General features: G+C 63.8%; 17 protein-coding genes. 7 read left to right on the top strand and 10 right to left on the bottom strand.

Annotated features, from left to right (window positions below):
- The first annotated feature begins 62 nt into the window (after positions 1–62).
- The 4 genes from V7E26_RS13630 to V7E26_RS13615 all read left to right on the top strand — a co-directional run bounded on the left by V7E26_RS13630 (position 63) and on the right by V7E26_RS13615 (position 2,554).
- Positions 63–1,376 (top strand): metallophosphoesterase family protein, encoded by a 1,314-nt coding sequence (locus V7E26_RS13630; RefSeq protein WP_324416688.1) that lies wholly within the window; start codon positions 63–65, stop codon positions 1,374–1,376.
- 20 nt (positions 1,377–1,396) lie between these two features.
- Positions 1,397–1,867, top strand: a complete 471-nt coding sequence (locus V7E26_RS13625) for a hypothetical protein (RefSeq protein ID WP_324416686.1) — start codon at positions 1,397–1,399, stop codon at positions 1,865–1,867.
- A complete protein-coding gene (locus V7E26_RS13620) occupies positions 1,864–2,229 on the top strand; it encodes a hypothetical protein (protein WP_324416684.1) in 366 nt (121 codons plus the stop codon). The genes V7E26_RS13625 and V7E26_RS13620 overlap by 4 nt, the downstream gene beginning before the upstream one ends.
- 76 nt (positions 2,230–2,305) lie before the next feature.
- The gene (locus V7E26_RS13615; RefSeq protein WP_324416682.1) at positions 2,306–2,554 is read left to right on the top strand and encodes a DUF805 domain-containing protein; all 249 of its coding nucleotides are present in this window, start codon (positions 2,306–2,308) and stop codon (positions 2,552–2,554) included.
- Positions 2,555–2,604: 50 nt separating this feature from the next.
- On the opposite strand, the gene V7E26_RS13610 is transcribed toward V7E26_RS13615, so the two are convergent.
- Together V7E26_RS13610 and V7E26_RS13605 are read right to left on the bottom strand one after the other, a co-directional pair.
- Positions 2,605–3,681 carry an NAD(P)H-dependent flavin oxidoreductase gene (locus V7E26_RS13610; RefSeq protein ID WP_324416680.1) on the bottom strand — a complete coding sequence of 359 codons (1,077 nt, stop codon included), beginning with the start codon at positions 3,679–3,681 and terminating at the stop codon, positions 2,605–2,607.
- Positions 3,682–3,717: 36 nt separating this feature from the next.
- A complete protein-coding gene (locus V7E26_RS13605) occupies positions 3,718–4,692 on the bottom strand; it encodes an NAD(P)H-dependent flavin oxidoreductase (RefSeq protein WP_324416678.1) in 975 nt (324 codons plus the stop codon).
- Positions 4,693–4,795: 103 nt separating this feature from the next.
- On the opposite strand from V7E26_RS13605, the gene V7E26_RS13600 reads away from it, so the two are divergent.
- Positions 4,796–5,677 (top strand): LysR family transcriptional regulator, encoded by an 882-nt coding sequence (locus tag V7E26_RS13600; protein WP_324416676.1) that lies wholly within the window; start codon positions 4,796–4,798, stop codon positions 5,675–5,677.
- Positions 5,678–5,879: 202 nt separating this feature from the next.
- On the opposite strand, the gene V7E26_RS13595 is transcribed toward V7E26_RS13600, so the two are convergent.
- The 6 genes from V7E26_RS13595 to V7E26_RS13570 form a co-directional block, all read right to left on the bottom strand.
- On the bottom strand, positions 5,880–6,935 hold the full coding sequence (locus tag V7E26_RS13595) for a HupE/UreJ family protein (protein WP_324416674.1): 1,056 nt from the start codon (positions 6,933–6,935) through the stop codon (positions 5,880–5,882).
- Positions 6,932–7,453 (bottom strand): hypothetical protein, encoded by a 522-nt coding sequence (locus V7E26_RS13590; protein WP_324416673.1) that lies wholly within the window; start codon positions 7,451–7,453, stop codon positions 6,932–6,934. The genes V7E26_RS13595 and V7E26_RS13590 overlap by 4 nt, the downstream gene beginning before the upstream one ends.
- Positions 7,450–9,012 (bottom strand): GldG family protein, encoded by a 1,563-nt coding sequence (locus V7E26_RS13585; RefSeq protein ID WP_324416671.1) that lies wholly within the window; start codon positions 9,010–9,012, stop codon positions 7,450–7,452. The genes V7E26_RS13590 and V7E26_RS13585 overlap by 4 nt, the downstream gene beginning before the upstream one ends.
- Entirely contained in the window at positions 9,009–9,710 is a 702-nt protein-coding gene (locus V7E26_RS13580; RefSeq protein WP_324416669.1) for an ABC transporter permease, read from the bottom strand. Before V7E26_RS13580 ends, V7E26_RS13585 begins: the two co-directional genes overlap by 4 nt.
- Positions 9,707–10,462, bottom strand: a complete 756-nt coding sequence (locus V7E26_RS13575) for an ABC transporter ATP-binding protein (RefSeq protein ID WP_324416668.1) — start codon at positions 10,460–10,462, stop codon at positions 9,707–9,709. Before V7E26_RS13575 ends, V7E26_RS13580 begins: the two co-directional genes overlap by 4 nt.
- Before the next feature lie 121 nt (positions 10,463–10,583).
- A complete protein-coding gene (locus V7E26_RS13570) occupies positions 10,584–11,447 on the bottom strand; it encodes an N-acyl homoserine lactonase family protein (RefSeq protein WP_324416666.1) in 864 nt (287 codons plus the stop codon).
- 292 nt (positions 11,448–11,739) lie between these two features.
- Between V7E26_RS13570 and ruvX the strand changes: the two genes are divergently transcribed.
- Positions 11,740–12,222 (top strand): Holliday junction resolvase RuvX, encoded by a 483-nt coding sequence (gene ruvX / locus V7E26_RS13565; protein WP_324416664.1) that lies wholly within the window; start codon positions 11,740–11,742, stop codon positions 12,220–12,222.
- A gap of 4 nt (positions 12,223–12,226) precedes the next feature.
- Positions 12,227–13,150: an AEC family transporter gene (locus tag V7E26_RS13560; RefSeq protein WP_324416662.1), complete on the top strand. Its 924-nt coding sequence runs from the start codon at positions 12,227–12,229 to the stop codon at positions 13,148–13,150.
- Between the two features lie 23 nt (positions 13,151–13,173).
- Here V7E26_RS13560 and V7E26_RS13555 read toward each other — a convergent pair whose 3' ends face one another.
- On the bottom strand, positions 13,174–13,956 hold the full coding sequence (locus tag V7E26_RS13555) for a CPBP family intramembrane glutamic endopeptidase (protein ID WP_324416660.1): 783 nt from the start codon (positions 13,954–13,956) through the stop codon (positions 13,174–13,176).
- Positions 13,957–14,005: 49 nt separating this feature from the next.
- A partial coding sequence (locus V7E26_RS13550; RefSeq protein WP_324416658.1) for an acyl-CoA dehydrogenase family protein occupies positions 14,006–15,001 on the bottom strand: 996 nt, incomplete at its 5' end.

Genomic DNA, 15,001 nt, shown 5'->3' with positions numbered 1-15,001 from the left:
CATAACAACAATGGAGCGCATGTGACACGTACGCTCCATTGCCTAACTCGGAGGAAAGATTCATGAAATCGATCTCTTCTCGCTTCGGAATCAGCCGCCGTGTTCTGCTCTCGACTTTGGCATTGCTTCCTGCCTTTCTTCCGCCGGCTACGATGGCCCAACAAGCTCCGTCGGCTGCCTTTTCATTTGCCGCCTACGGCGACTCGCGACCGATGATGTATCTCCCGTACAAGGAGGGGCAGCCGGAACTAAATCAGTTGTTCGTTGAAATGTTCGGACTGGTCATGCCCGAAAAAATTGCTGAAGCGGTGGTGAAAAGGGATGTTAAGATGATCTTCGATCCCGTCACCAAGGACCTTATCAAGGTCGTGATGCCGTTCGAGTCCAAGTCAGAAGTCATGACTCTGACGCTAGACAAGGGATGGGTCACCGAGGCGTCGGTCGAGGACGTAAAACTGCTTCCCGGTGTGCAACGTACGATGTTTCGGCTTCAGGGCGGCGAATGGGTAGCCCGCGAAATCGTGAAAGACGTCAAATCCGGGCGGGCCAAATTTGTGGTCAACAGCGGCGATGTCATCTGGTGGGGAAACCAGGGCCGCACCGTTGCCGACAGCCCGTACTGGAAGCGGGTGAACGAGACCATGTTGAAGCAACTCCCACCCGCGGATGGCGAGATGCGCGCCGCCGGGCTGGAGGGGCGATGGTTCATGGGGGTGGGTAATCACGAGGTGTGGGGCGATCCCAAGATCGAGGGTGTGCTGGACGCTGTCCCGTACCTGAAGAAGTTCGGAGTCACACCGGAGAACCTGATCTACAAATTCGATCTCCATGGCGTCCGCTTCATCTATCTGTGGAGCGGCAAGTACGACTACCGGTCGCCGTCGCTATGGGACGCTGATCGGCCGAAATACGCGGAGCAGATGAAGCAGTTGCAGCAATGGATGGACGAAGCCAAGGCCGCCGGCATCCGCAAGATTTTCATCACCTTCCACTACCCGACGTTCGCCCGGTCCGGCCTCGGCGCCATTCCTGCGCCTGATAATCCGCACAAGGTGATCGCAGCTTACGCGAAAGACATGGAAGTGATCGTGTTCAACGGACACGTCCATACCACCGAGCTGTTCGACGTTGACGGCGTGAAATACCTGATGTTGGGCGGCGGCGGCGCCGAACAGGACCCGATCCTCCCAGGGCGAACGAGCATCAAGTTGCCGGCGGACTATCCACCGGACCTTTACTGGAAGGGTGAGCCGCCCAAGGAGGAATACAACTACGTCCTGGTGGATGTTGAACCTAACCAGAAGACGAAATTCACCCTCAATCGCTTCCGACCGTGGTCGGCCGAGCCATTCGCAACTGTGGAGCTGTTCAAGTAGGGACGTGAAGAGAGCGGAGGATGTACCTGAATACGGCTCTGCTGATTGTTCACGGGCTGGTGGCGGTCGCCCTGCTCGGTGCGATCACACATCAGGCAATCGCGGCATGGATGCCATCGCGCGGCCGACGTGGTTCATTCGTCGGCCGCTTTCGCGCCGTGACGCCCGGGTCATTTGCCAATGCCATCGTCCTTCTCTATTCGGTCTCCGCGCTGTTGGGCGCGGTTTTGTACCTGTCATTCCGGGTCCAGATCCGGCCCGACCTGGAGCGCGCCGGTCATTGGCCTGCGCTTGGTGTTTTTGATCTGAAGGAGCATTTCGTCTCCATCGGGTTGGCAATGCTGCCTGCCTATTGGGTTTGTTGGCGACAGCAGCGAACCGACGACCCCTCTCGAACGCCCGCCGCCCTGACCTTGATCCTTGCCTTCATCGTCTGGTGGAGCTTTCTGATCGGGCACGTCCTGAACAATATCATGGGTTTCGAGCGATGACGCCACCCTCACGGTTTCGCAGCTTCGCATTTGCATTCGGAGTAGCCTTTGCGGCGCTCTACGTGGTCGCGGTCAAGCTCGACCTCGCGCTGTTCACCGTCTATCCATCGATTCGCGTCGTGCTTCTCGGCACTCATCATTCGAGAGACAGCGTGGGGCCGTCGATGGGAAGCTTTATGCCAGCGACGTATTGGTACGGCTGGACTGCGACCGCCGCTCTGGGAGCGCTTGTATTCGGCCTTGGCGCCGCATTCCTGCCCGAGCGTTGGTCGCGACCGTTGTGGTCGGGATGGTTGTGGGTGATTCCCGTGGTCGCCATGATTGGGTGCGTTTACCTCACGCTACCCTGGTTTCGACTTTAGTGACGAATAGCGAACCATATCCGCCGCAGTACCGACCAATCAAGGCACCCGAGAGGACGCCCCTGGCGAAGATGCGATGAAACTGCAGAAGATCCTTTTCAGCTTCGACGGCCGGATTGGCCGCCGCACCTATTGGCTAACGGTCCTCGCCCTGATCGTCGCGGTCCAGGTCTTGACCTTCGTCCCCTTTCTCCTCGAAAGCGAAGAGTGGGCCGTCCTGATCGTTGCCTTGACCTCGAATTCATATGGCTGTCTAGCCTGCCGCGCGTTGCTGCCGAGCCCCAAGGCTAATGTCGCTCGTTGGCCCAACTCAAATCCCTGTTGAGGTCTGCCATCGCCGCTCTCAGTGGCAAAGCGGGTCTCATATGCACCGCCTCATCCGCCCAGCGCGCTCAAGCGCGCCAGCGCGGCGTCCGCCAGCGAGCGGGTCAGTTCCGCCGCCGGCACCTCCCGGCCCAGCCGGATCGCCTGCCCGGCCCAGAGATTGGTGAAGTCGACCTTGCCGAGTTTCTCGGCCGCTGCCTTCAGCGGCCCGAGCGCGGTGGCGGCGTGCGGGAACGCCGGGGCATCCGGCGAGATCGGGCCGACCTCGCGCATGACGCGGTTGGCGACGCCGCGCGCGGGACGGCCGGTCATCACATTGGTGATCACGGTGGTATCGTCACGCGCGGCAGCCAGCGCGGCGCGCGCAGCCGCCGTCACCTTCGATTCCGGGCAGCGCAGATAGGCGCTGCCGATCTGCACGCCGGAGGCGCCGAGCGCGAAGGCGGCTGCGATGCCGCGCCCGTCGGCAATGCCGCCGGCTGCGATGACCGGCACCTTCACCGCATCGACCACCTGCGGCACCAGCGCAAAGGTGCCGGGCTGCTCGGCAATATTTTCGGTCAGGAACATGCCGCGATGGCCGCCGGCTTCCGCGCCCTGCGCGATGATGACGTCGGCGCCGTTCGCTTCCAGCCAGACCGCTTCCTTCACGATCGTTGCCGACGCCATCACGATCGCGCCCGCTGCCTTGACCCGCTTGACCAGCGCGGGCGCCGGCAGGCCGAAATGGAAGCTGACGACTTCCGGCTTCAACTCCTCCACCACCGCGCACATCGCCTCGTCGAACGGCGCGCGGTTGGCGGCGCTGATCGGCGCGACCGGATCGATGCCCAACTCCCTGTAATAGGCGCCAAGCCGCGCCTTCCAGCCGGCCTCGCGCGCCGGATCGGCATCGACAGGCGTGTGGCAGAAGAAGTTCATGTTGACCGGCGCAGACACGCGCTGGCGGATGATGTTGACCTGCTCGCGCGCCTTCTCGGCCGTGATCATCGCGCAGGGCAGCGAGCCCAGCGCGCCACCTTGCGCCGCCGCGATCACCAGCTCGGCATCCATGATGCCGGCCATCGGCGCCAGCACGATCGGAAATTCAGTCTTGAAGAGGTCGATGATCCGGCGGTCTGGCCACATGGTTTTGCTCGCTTGAATAAACTGGGACGTGAGTGCTCAGGCGGCGACGGAGTTGCGTCGTCCGCTCAATATCTGGTCGGCCTCGGTGACGATCCTGTCAACGATTTCGCCCGCCGGCGGGATGTCGTGGATCAGCCCTGCGGACTCACCGGCAAAGACGGCGGCGACGTCGAAATTGCCGGCCGCTTTCGCCGCGGCATAGTCCGCCGCGACCTGGTCCGCACGCTGCATCAGTTCGATCTCGCGGCCCGCCCAGGTCCGCACATGATCGTTGATCAGCGTGCGCGCGGTAAATGGTGCCGGCCATAACAGGTTTCGCGACCAGTCGAACACCACGCCGCGTACCGTTTCGCCGCTGTTGGCCGCCCGTATCAACTGCTTCGCTCGCTCGGCGCCATCAGCCTCGATGCTGGCATAGAAGCGCGTACCCATCAGCACGCCGGATGCACCAAGCATCAGCATCGCCGCCAACCCGCGCCCGTCGGCAAGGCCGCCGGCAGCGACAACCGGGACGCGTCCCGCCGCAAGATCGACGATCGCGGGCACGATATCGAGCGTCGTCCGCGAGGCGCCGTGTCCGCCCGCTTCGGTTCCCTGCGCAATCAAAACGACGGCACCGGCATCGAGCGCCTGCCGCGCCATCTCCTCGCTCTGCACCTGGCAGATCAGCAAGGCACCCGCCGCCTTGATCTTCGGCGCAAACGGCGCGGGATCGCCGAACGACAGCATGATGGCGCGCGGATTGGCGCCGAGTGCGATGTCGAGAAGTTCGGGTTTCTTCGCGAGGCTCCAGGTGATGAAGCCGATGCCGAACGGCTCAGCGAAATCTTTCAGCTTCGCGGTCTCCGCTTCGAGCCGGGCGCGATCTCCGTAGCCGCCGCCAAGGATACCGAAGCCGCCTGCTTCACTCACGGCCCGCGTCAGCCGGCTGCCCGCGATCGTGTCCATCGGCGCGAGCAGAATCGGATGTCGGATGCCCAAAAGCGCCGTCAAATCAGTACTGATCGGCATGCGTTGCTCCCTCGTCTGGACAGGCAGCATAAGCCGAACTAACATTCTATAATAATGAATACTAAAGAACCCTGCCATCTAATATAAGGAACGGGGTAATTCCGTGGAATTGAGCGACCTTCAGACGTTTGCAGCCGTCGCGCGGCTCGGCGGCATCACGCGCGCTGCCGACGAACTCAATACCGTGCAGTCCAACGTCACCCAGCGCGTAAAGGCGCTTGAAGCCGAGATCGGCACCGCGCTGTTCGAGCGTCACAGCCGCGGCATGACGCTGACCGGCGCGGGCCGCCGCCTGCTGCCCTATGCGGAGCGGATGGCGGCGCTGACGCGCGAGGCGCTGCTGGCCGCGCGCGACGACGGCGAGCCGAAGGGACCGCTCGCCATCGGCTCGATGGAGACGACGGCGGCCGTCCGCCTGCCCGCCTTGCTCGCCGAATTCCATCGCCGCTTCCCAGCGGTGCAATTGAGCCTGCGCACATCGACAACGGCTGAACTCGTGGCCGGCGTCCTCAACGGCACGTTCGACGGCGCATTCGTCGCCGGGCCGATCGAGCATGCCGAACTCGAGGCGACGGTCGCCTTCCGCGAAGAACTGGTTCTGGTCACGGCGCGGCGCTGGCAGAGCCTCAAGGCTTTACGCGCGGGCACGCCGGGCTCGGGCCCGACCGCGCTGGTGTTCCGTACCGGGTGCACCTACCGCCAGCGGCTCGAACAGGTGTTTTCGGAATTCGGCTGGCCGTCGGCCGCGCGGTTCGAACTCGGCACGCTGGACGGCATGGTCGGCTGTGTCGCCGCCGACATGGGCGTGACGCTGCTGCCGCGCGCCGTGGTCGGGCGCAACGACAGCGTCAGCGTCCACACGCTGAGCCCGGCACAGGCGCGCGTCGAGACGCTCTTCATCACCCGCCGCAGCGCCCATCAATACAGCGCGCTGCAGGGCTTTGCATCCTGCCTGAGCGGCCATGGCGAGGTCATCGCCGCCTGACACGCCGACGCCGCGGCGCGGGCCCAGAACGCCTCGACGAGCCCGAGCGGTTACCTGCGAATAGGTCAAACAGGCTAAGCGCATCCATCGTCATCGTCTCATCTCGCGTTCATTTCGCCACGGGGAATTGCTGGCTGCCGTCGCTCAGTCGGGACGGCCGCTACCCGCCCAGAACTGCTACGCCACAGCGCCACAACGGCACTCAACCAACAAAGATACGTTCGACCAGCCAGTAGGTGCCGATCGCCGCCACAGCCAGCGAGGCGATACGCGGGGTCAGCCGCGCGCCGCGACCGCGCGACAGCCACATTAGCGCCGGCAGGAAGACGGCAACGAAAATGAGCTGCCCGATTTCGACCCCCACATTGAAACCCACCAGCCCACGCACCAGTGTCGCCCCCTTCAGGCCGAGCTCGCCAAGTACAGAGGCAAACCCGAAGCCGTGCACAAGGCCGAAGCCAAAACTCCATATCCACCGCCTCCTGTCTGGCTCGGCCGCGAAAAGATTCTCCAGCGCGACCCAGACGATCGTGGCCGCGATCAGCGGCTCGATAATGCGGTCGGGTATCGTCACAATGCCCAGCGCCGCGACCGACAGCGTCACGCTGTGCGCCAATGTGAAGGCCGTGACGATGCGCACTACCGACCACGCACCTCGCGCGGTGGCCAGCAGCGCGACCAGGAACAGCAAATGGTCATAGCCGGTGAGAATGTGCTCGATGCCGAGCTTGACGAAGTCGAACAAGCCCGTCGCCACGGTGCGGTCGATATCCACAGTGACGGACCTTGATTCCTCTCCGAAGATCACCTGGCGCTCGCCGCTCGGCGTGCGAAGATTGCCGAGGGTCTGATAGTGCTCGCCCAGAAAGGCGCGCCAGTCTTCGGTGATGACGAGGCGACCATGCGAGGCGTCGCAGGTGAAGTCGATCTCGACCGTCGCGCGCGCCTCGTTGGCGCCGGCACCTCCGATGCGGACTCGTCCGGCGGGGCAGCGACTGCCGTCGATGTCGATGGTAACGCTCCCGCGCGCCGCTTCGGCCACCGTTTCGGCCGCTGCACGGTCGCCGCCAGTTGCGGCGGCGAGCGTAGCCGCCGACGCCGCCGGCAGCTCCGGCAAGGCGACGGAGAGCGCGTAGAGCACCCGGCCAGCGGCGAATTCGATGCGCAATAGTCCCGTCGTGGTCACATGAGCAAGAACCTCGCCGACGCCAATAAACGCCAGCCAGAGCATTGCCCATCGGACGAGCCTCGTCGTCACGGCGTTCCTCCGGTGCGCTCCCATTCTTCGGCCACGAAGGTCGGCAGCAGCGCGATCTCCGAACTCCCGTCGAGCTGCGCATAGTGCGACAGGCCCATCGGATTGGTGCCGCCGAACGATATAGCGAACACCGAAGCGTCCGGCCCGCTGACGATGACGCGCAGCCGGGGGGGCGCGAGACCGAACTGCGCCGCGCCGGCCCGCGTCACTTCCGCCTTGGTCAAGACGCGGTCCGGCCCGGAATTGCGCAGGAGCCGAAGCGCGCTGTCGAGGCGCGCGTCTAAACCTGCGGTGGCTGTCCCCGCCGTCGCGCGCCACCCGTCCTGGGTGCGCACAAAGTGCCAATGGCCGAGCGGCGCGACCATATCGACCTCGCGCACGCCCTCGACTGGGATCGTCATCAATCCCTTCGGCCTGAACGGCTCAAGCCCAGGACCGCCGCGACCGCCGGTAAATGCCAGTACCGCGAGGAAAGCTGTCGCGCCCAGTGCGGCTGCCGCCCACGCCAGCCTGCTCATCGCCGCCACCACCACATCGCGCTGCCGGCAAACGATATCAGCCCGGGGATCAACAAAACCGTGACCAGGAAGATGCCGCGCATCTGTTCGCCCGTGAGCGAGACCGTGGGCAGCACCTCGACCGGCGGTTTCATCGCGGGCGCCCGTTCCTCACGCGTCAGCCACGAGATTCCGGCCAGCACGGCGTCGGAGTTGGCCAGATAGGGAAAGAAGGAATTCGAAGCGAAATCGGCGTCGCCCGCGACAATCAAGCGGAAGGTCGCTGCCGCCGTCCCATTCAACCGTCCCTCGGCCGCGAGCGCGATGATTTGCGATGCACGCGGGCCGGACTTGGCCTTCGTCTGGTCCCCCAGACGATTTGCGATGACATAGCTGTCGGCGCTGCTGGCGGCCAGTGGCGTCACTCTCACGCCCGGTGCCGGCAAGACCTCCAGCGGCCGCGCGCCGGGATAGAACGACAGTACCAGGCCCCGCGTGGCAGGGTGGGAGCCGTAGCGGGATACGGCGAGCATCTGCTCGTCGGTGAAATAATGCGCGGTCGGATCGACGATCACGCCATCGCGCACCGCGATGCCGGCACTGGCAAGCAACGCCGCGATGCTCTCATCGAGGGCGTAGTCCGGCTCGATCAGGAACATCGCTGACCCGCCGCGCTCCAGATAGCGGCGCAGCAAATCGGTTTCGCCGGGGCTGTAACGCGTCCGCGGATTGGCTTCGACAATTACCGCGCAATCGTCCGCGATCGGCTGCCCCGTGGCGAAAGAGATTTTGCGAGCGACGAGGCCCAGCTTTTCGATGGCGCGCCTGAGGCGGCCGAGACCGTGCTGTTCCATCAGAACCAGACTGGTGCCGGAGGCATCATGGCTATGGTTGTGGGCGCCTTCGAAATGGGTGTGGAACTCGAAATTGTCGACGTCGTATTCACCGTGACCCGACGCGAAGCAGATCACGACCTCGCGTGTGCGCAGCAGCCGCAACACGCCAAGCGCGATCTCCCGATCGTCGGTCGTGATGACTTCGACGCGGCGTTCGCCAAGCCGCAGCAGGGCCGAATTGTAGGTTCGCACGCCCTGGCTGCTGGCCAGCGCCGGGTTCTGGTCGGCGTCGATCAGCTGCACGCGAAAATTTCCGTTCTGCCGCTCGAGCTGCCGCAACATCGCGCCTAGTGCGCGCGCCCCCTGGTTCTGCTTCTGATAGAAATAGACCACCTCGATGGGTTCGCTGAGCCTGCGCACGACCTCGCGCGCTTCCGCCGACGGCGTGAAGGCTTTTTCGCGGGTAAGGTCGAGATGGGCGTCGTGTCGAAACAACGCCACATTGGCGAGGATCGTGACCGCCACGGCGGCGGCGACGACAAGCGTGGCAGAGGCGATGCGGCTGGCGAAAGCAAGCCGCGCAGGCACCTTCAGCCCGGCTGCGAACAGCACAGCCAGCGCGAACACCACTCCGGCAAACCAGCCCAGATTGATCCAGTCGAGCGATTGCAGCGGCTCAAGGAGGTGGTGAAGAAGGCTCGTCTCCTCGGCCGGCAGGTCGTTCGAACCTTGCTGGTCGCTCATCGCTGCGCGAGCCCCCAGGCGGTAAGGAACAGCGCAAGCATGCTCGCGGTGACGAAATAGCCAATGTCGGACAGGAACACCGAGCCGCTGACCATCGGCTTGAAATGACCGATCAAGGAGAGGTTGATCGCAAAGCTGTCGAAAGGCGGCGGCAACAGATAGGATACTGAATCGGCGAACCAGAGCATCAGGAACGCGCCGATCGACAACGCCGCGGCGACGACCTGGCTTTCGGTGATGCTCGACATCAACAGGCCGACCGCGACCAGCAGCGAAGCGTGCAGCGCCAGCGCCAGATAGCCAGCATAGATGGGTCCCCAATCCGGCTCGCCGTAGAGGTTGAGGATGATGGCGTAGATAAGCGTCAGCGTAAAAATTCCGAGCACCAGCGCCAGCGTGGCGGCATACTTTGCCAGCACGACCGAGAGCTCGCGGACGGGCGCCGTGAGCAGCAACTCCAGCGTTTCCGATCGGCGCTCCTCGGCGAAGGTGCGCATGGTCAGAACGGGCACCAGCAGGATCGACAGCACGTACATTTGGTGAAAAATATATTGCAGGTTCGCAACCTTGGTGACGAACAGTGTCAGGCTGAACGTATAGCCGAGCACGAGCAGGAACACGGCAGCGACCGTGTAGCCTATCGGCGACGTCAGCGTCGCATTCAGCTCCTTGGCGAATAGGATGTGCAGCGTTCTCATGTCAGCGACAAAAACCAGCTCTCGAGATCCGGCGTGTCGGCTATCGCCCGCACGCCGAGCAACCGGCCGTTGAGCAGCACCGCTACCCGGTCGGAGGTCTTCTCCACCTCGCTAAGGATATGCGAACTGATAAGCACCGTATGGCGCCCGGCAAGCGAACGGATCAACTCTCTCATTTCGATAATCTGGCGGGGATCAAGTCCGTTGGTCGGCTCGTCGAGGATGAGGATGTCGGGATCGTGGATCAGCGCTTGAGCGAGTGCAGTCCGCTGGCGATAGCCGCGCGACAGGGCCCGCGCCGGCTTGTGCACGACGTCGCCCAACGCGAGCCGGCCGACGACCCGCTCCACGGCTGAGGCGACCGCCCGTTCCGGCAGCCCGCGAAGCCGCGCCATGAATGCAAGGAATTCGCCGACTTGCATCTGCCGATAGAGCGGGGCCGATTCCGGCACATAGCCAATACGCCTTCGCACCGCGAGCGAATCGCGCACAGCGTCCAGCCCTGCCACCGTGAGCTGTCCTGACGAAGGCAGCAGATAGCCGGCAAGCAACCGCATGAAAGTGGTCTTGCCGGAACCGTTCGGCCCGAGCAGGCCGAACACCTCGCCGCGGCGGACGTCGAGCGTCAGGCGGTCGAGCGCCGTGACCCTGCCGTAGCGCTTGCTCACGCCGACAGCCGAGATGGCGGGAATATCCCTCGTTCGGGTTGGCGCATCAGCCCGCGGCAGCACGTCGATTGACGAGATGGTCATGCAGCGTCCCGAAAGAGTGCGCCCGCCCAGCGGACAAGTTTGCTGCCGCGTCGCCTCGGCGGGCTCGCCTGGAAGTCTGGTGCGGGCGTTTCGCCTGGGAGAGCCCGCGCCGGTTCAGCTCTCAATCGTAGAATTCGGGCGCCTTCTTCGTCGCCTTGAAGATCTCCGGATCGTGTCCATAGAAAATCTGCGCGTTATTGGCGTCACGCATCAGCCGAATGCGCTGATAGCTGCGATAGGCGTCGCCCGGACTTTGTGTGCCCGGGATCGGCGGGATCAGGTTCTTGTCGAGATTTTCCTTGAGATAGACGACGTCGCTGGTGAGGATCACCGAGCCGGTCTTGGGCAGCTTCACGATCGCGAACTGGCTGCCAGGGGTATGGCCGGGCGCACGCATGACGCGCAGCGAGCCGTCGTCGAACAGGTCCAAATCGCCGTTGAGACGGATGACGTTCATCTTCTTGGTGTCGGCGAAGTCGCCCGGAATGTAATAGACGGAGAAGCCGACATCCGGCCACCAGGCAGCCTTCAGTTCGTCGTCCTGGACGACAAGCGTGGCATTCGGAAACTGGCCGACATTGCCGCCGTGATCGAGATGCAAGTGACCGGCCACCACGTATTTGATGTCGTCGGTCTTGAGACCAATCTTGGCAAGCTGCGCCGGAATTGCGTCATCCTTCGTCATCTTGAGGCCGAAGCCCTTGGCGAGCGGTCCCCACCATCCCTCGGGATCGGTTATCGTCTTGTCGTTGTTTCCGGTATCGAAAATGACGTTGCCCTTGGGATGCTTGAGCACGTAGAAACTCACCGGCGCCCAATCAATATTACCTTGGCCACCCATCTGCAGAGCCGCCTTCGGGAAGCCACCCAACGAGCCGGATGTGAAGACGTAAAGTTTTGGGCCATCCTGTGCGGGCGCCGGCGCGGCAACTGCCGCAAGGCCGAGCGCGATAGCTAGACTCAAGACAACATGCTTCATCGTCATAGCGTGTCCTCCTTCGCCTTCATTTTTTACGGGCTTTCTATGCAGCCACAAAGCGTCGCCCCGACGCGGTCAAGGTCAGCCGCCCGAGAATAGATTGGACCCCACCAAATGCAAGTTGGGAATGCCATTTGAGAATAGGCCACTCTCGGTCAACGCCACTTTTTTGCCGGCCTTTTGTTGGCCTTCGAGGAGGCAAAAAGAGCCTTGGTCGAAGTCGGATAAATCCGATTTCGATCGAGAGAGGTGAAGTAAGTGCTTTGCCTGACAGGCTTAACGCGTGTTAAGCGGGGTCATGCCCGCCCCGATCCTCCCCCTGGTCGACGCCGTCGCGCACTGGCCCGAGCGCGGCGCCCTGATCGGCCTCGATCTCGGCACCAAGACCATCGGCGTCGCCGTATCCGATCCCGACCGACGGCTCGCGACCGGCGTCGAGACCATCCAGCGCAAGGCCTTCAAGGCCGACGCCGCGCGGCTGCTGGCGATCTCGGGCGAGCGCCATGTGGTCGGCTTCGTGCTGGGACTTCCCATCAACATGGACGGCAGCGAGGGCCCGCGGGCGCAATCGACCCGCGCCTTTGCCCGCAACCTCGCCAAGCTCACCGACCTCGCGATCGGCCTTTGGGACGAGCGGCTCTCGACCGCGGCCGTCGAGCGCGAACTGATCGGCATGGACGTCTCCCGCGCCCGCCGCGCCGAGATGATCGACGAGCACGCGGCGATCTTCATCCTGCAGGGTGCGCTCGACCGGCTCAAGAAACTGCGCGAAGGGGCTTAAGCGAATGGCGGTCGTCATCGCGGCGCTGCTGCCGGTATTCCTGCTGATCGTGCTCGGCTTCATCCTGAAGCGGACGCTGCTACGACTCGATACGCAGTGGCATGGGCTGGAACGGCTGACCTATTATGTGCTGCTCCCGGTGTTTCTGATCCAGACGCTGGTCAAGGCCGATTTGAGCACGGTGCCGGTAGGCGGCGTCGGAGGCGCGCTGCTGCTGTCGGCGCTCGCGGTGTCCCTGGTCTGTCTTGCGCTGCGTCCCCTGCTCGCGCGCGCCGGCGTTGACGGTCCTGCCTTTACCTCGATCTTCCAGGGCGCAACACGCTGGCAGACCTATGTTGCGCTCGCCGTCTCCGGCAGCCTGTTCGGCACTCTCGGGCTGGCGCTGGCATCCGTCGCGATGATAGCCATCGTCCCGACGGTCAACGTACTCTGCGTTACCGTGCTTGCCCAATACGCCTCGCCGGAAAAGCGCTCGGCAGGTTCAATTGCCGTGACTGTCGTGAGCAATCCCCTGATCTGGGCCTGCCTGATCGGGCTCGCGATCAACGTCACCCACATTCCGCTGCCGAGGCTCTGGCACGAGGTGGCGGACGCGCTCGGCCGTTCCTCCCTCGCCATCGGCCTTTTGGTGACCGGCGCCGGCCTGCAGCTCAAAGGCCTGTTCAAGCCGAGCCTTGCCGCTGGCGTCGCGGTGGTGCTCAAGCTGGTGCTGATGCCGGCGATCGCCGTCACGCTGGCGCTGCAGTTTGGGATAACCGGCTCCAGCCTCGCCGTCGTGACGATCTGTTCGGCGGTGCCGACGGCATCGAGTGCCTATGTGCTGGCGCGGCAAATGGGCGGCGATGCGCCGCTACTCGCCCAGATCATCACGCTACAGACCATTCTGGCCGCGGTGACAATGCCGATTGCAATCGCGCTGGCGTCCTGAGCCGTCGTTGCGTCGGGCGAACTCTATCCGTGCCCCGATAGCCAAAAGGTTTGGATCGTCGCGGCCAGGTTGTTGATGCCGTGCAGGACTATGGTCAGCCAGAGCGAATTGGTGCGGTAGCGGAGGTAGCCGAGCAGGAGGCCGATCGTGAACACCTCGCCGAAGAAGAACCAGTCGTATTGCAGATGCAGCGCGGTCCACGCCAGCGACGACAGCACGATGGCGCCGCCAACGCCGAGCTTTGACTCCGACCAGCCCCGATAGAGAAAGCCGCGCGCGAAGATCTCTTCCCACATCGGCGCCGCGACGCAGAACGCGATCACGAGCAGCCATACCGCGCCGTCGGCCTGCGCGGACTTGAGGACATCACCCATGAAGCCCGACGTCACCTCGCGCCCGACCGCCCGGGACAGCAGATCCCAGCAGCCGACCAGGATGGCGAGCGCCGCAAGGCCGGTGAAGAAATTGCGCCACGAGGTCCAGCGCAGCGCCAGGTAATCGGTCAGGGACAGACGCGTCGGACGGATCGCAATCCATGTCGCCAGCAGGACGGCGGGCAATCCCAGGATCACCGACAGCGAAATGGTCAGGCCGCCGCCGACGACCCGAATCGCCTGGGCGACGTCGAATGAGCCGCCCTGCCGAAGCACGAAGTAGATGATGACGGCGAGTTGCCCGAGGAACATCGCCACGAAGATGAACAGGCCCCACAGCGTGGTGCCCCAGAATTTCCAGACACGCGGCGGCCGCTGATCGGGAATATCAGGCGGGGCTGCAACGGCACTTGCGGGAGTAACGGAGTCCATCATCACTTTCTCGGTTTGTCATGCCCGGCCTTGTCGGCTGATGTTGCGGTCAAGGCAGCGCACGCTCCAGCAGGCCGCTGGTATCTTCAGGAGCCAGGTCGACCGCGCCATACATGCCGGCGTGATTGCCGGCAAGGCGCGTCGCCGCAAACAGCTCCGCATGGCGCGGCGACACCGGGTTGAGCGCGGCGCATGCGGCCAGCAGCGACAGCTTCTCGACCGCCAGGCGCGCGACGCGCTCGTTATCCGGCCGGCGGAACGTCTTGCCGATGAAAGTCGTGGCCTCGACCGCACCCGGCAGGCCGAGTGTTTCGCCGGTCAATTCGTGCACGATGCCGGCGGCCGCTTCCGGCTCGCGCGACAGCGCACGGAGCACGTCGAGGCACATCACGTTGCCCGAGCCCTCCCAGATCGCGTTGACGGGCGATTCCCGATAATGCCGCGCCAGAATGCCTTCCTCCACGTAGCCGTTGCCGCCGAGGCACTCCATCGCTTCATAGAGGAACGCGGGCGCACTCTTGCAGACCCAGTATTTGATGGCAGGCGTCAACAGCCGCATGTAGGCGGCTTCCCTGGCGTCGTCAGGCGCACGATCGAATGAGCGGCACAGCCGCATCACCAGCGCAACCGCCGCCTCGACGTGCAGCGCCATGTCAGACAATACCGCCTGCATCAGCGGCTGATCGGCGAGATGCTTCTGGAATACGCTGCGATGCCGCGCGTGATGCAGCGCATGCGCAAGACCCGAACGCATCAGACCGGCGGACGCGATCGCGCAGTCCTGCCGCGTAAGCTGGACCATCTGGATGATGGTGCGGATGCCCTTGCCTTCCTCCCCGATGCGCTCGGCATAGGCGCCATGAAATTCGACCTCGGACGACGCATTGGAGCGGTTGCCGAGCTTCTCCTTCAGGCGCTGAAAATGTATCGCGTTGACTGCACCGTCGGGCGTGAAGCGCGGCATCAAGAAGCAGCTCAGCCCTTCCTCGGCCTGCGCCAGCACCAGGAAGGCATCGCACATCGGCGCCGACATGAACCATTTGTG

Source organism: Bradyrhizobium sp. (assembly GCF_036735945.1).
Lineage (GTDB): Bacteria > Pseudomonadota > Alphaproteobacteria > Rhizobiales > Xanthobacteraceae > Bradyrhizobium.
Note: the sequence above shows the minus strand (reverse complement) of the source record. Positions and strands in the feature narration are given on the sequence as shown.

What these genes read in the sequence shown, in the direction of transcription:
- V7E26_RS13630 (WP_324416688.1), top strand. Translation starts at nt 63, where the DNA reads ATGAAATCGATCTCTTCTCGCTTCGGAATCAGCCGCCGTGTTCTGCTC.
- V7E26_RS13625 (WP_324416686.1), top strand. Translation starts at nt 1,397, where the DNA reads ATGTACCTGAATACGGCTCTGCTGATTGTTCACGGGCTGGTGGCGGTC.
- V7E26_RS13620 (WP_324416684.1), top strand. Translation starts at nt 1,864, where the DNA reads ATGACGCCACCCTCACGGTTTCGCAGCTTCGCATTTGCATTCGGAGTA.
- V7E26_RS13615 (WP_324416682.1), top strand. Translation starts at nt 2,306, where the DNA reads ATGAAACTGCAGAAGATCCTTTTCAGCTTCGACGGCCGGATTGGCCGC.
- V7E26_RS13610 (WP_324416680.1), bottom strand. Translation starts at nt 3,681, where the DNA reads ATGTGGCCAGACCGCCGGATCATCGACCTCTTCAAGACTGAATTTCCG.
- V7E26_RS13605 (WP_324416678.1), bottom strand. Translation starts at nt 4,692, where the DNA reads ATGCCGATCAGTACTGATTTGACGGCGCTTTTGGGCATCCGACATCCG.
- V7E26_RS13590 (WP_324416673.1), bottom strand. Translation starts at nt 7,453, where the DNA reads ATGAGCAGGCTGGCGTGGGCGGCAGCCGCACTGGGCGCGACAGCTTTC.
- V7E26_RS13585 (WP_324416671.1), bottom strand. Translation starts at nt 9,012, where the DNA reads ATGAGCGACCAGCAAGGTTCGAACGACCTGCCGGCCGAGGAGACGAGC.
- V7E26_RS13580 (WP_324416669.1), bottom strand. Translation starts at nt 9,710, where the DNA reads ATGAGAACGCTGCACATCCTATTCGCCAAGGAGCTGAATGCGACGCTG.
- V7E26_RS13575 (WP_324416668.1), bottom strand. Translation starts at nt 10,462, where the DNA reads ATGACCATCTCGTCAATCGACGTGCTGCCGCGGGCTGATGCGCCAACC.
- V7E26_RS13570 (WP_324416666.1), bottom strand. Translation starts at nt 11,447, where the DNA reads ATGACGATGAAGCATGTTGTCTTGAGTCTAGCTATCGCGCTCGGCCTT.
- ruvX (WP_324416664.1), top strand. Translation starts at nt 11,740, where the DNA reads ATGCCCGCCCCGATCCTCCCCCTGGTCGACGCCGTCGCGCACTGGCCC.
- V7E26_RS13560 (WP_324416662.1), top strand. Translation starts at nt 12,227, where the DNA reads ATGGCGGTCGTCATCGCGGCGCTGCTGCCGGTATTCCTGCTGATCGTG.
- V7E26_RS13555 (WP_324416660.1), bottom strand. Translation starts at nt 13,956, where the DNA reads ATGGACTCCGTTACTCCCGCAAGTGCCGTTGCAGCCCCGCCTGATATT.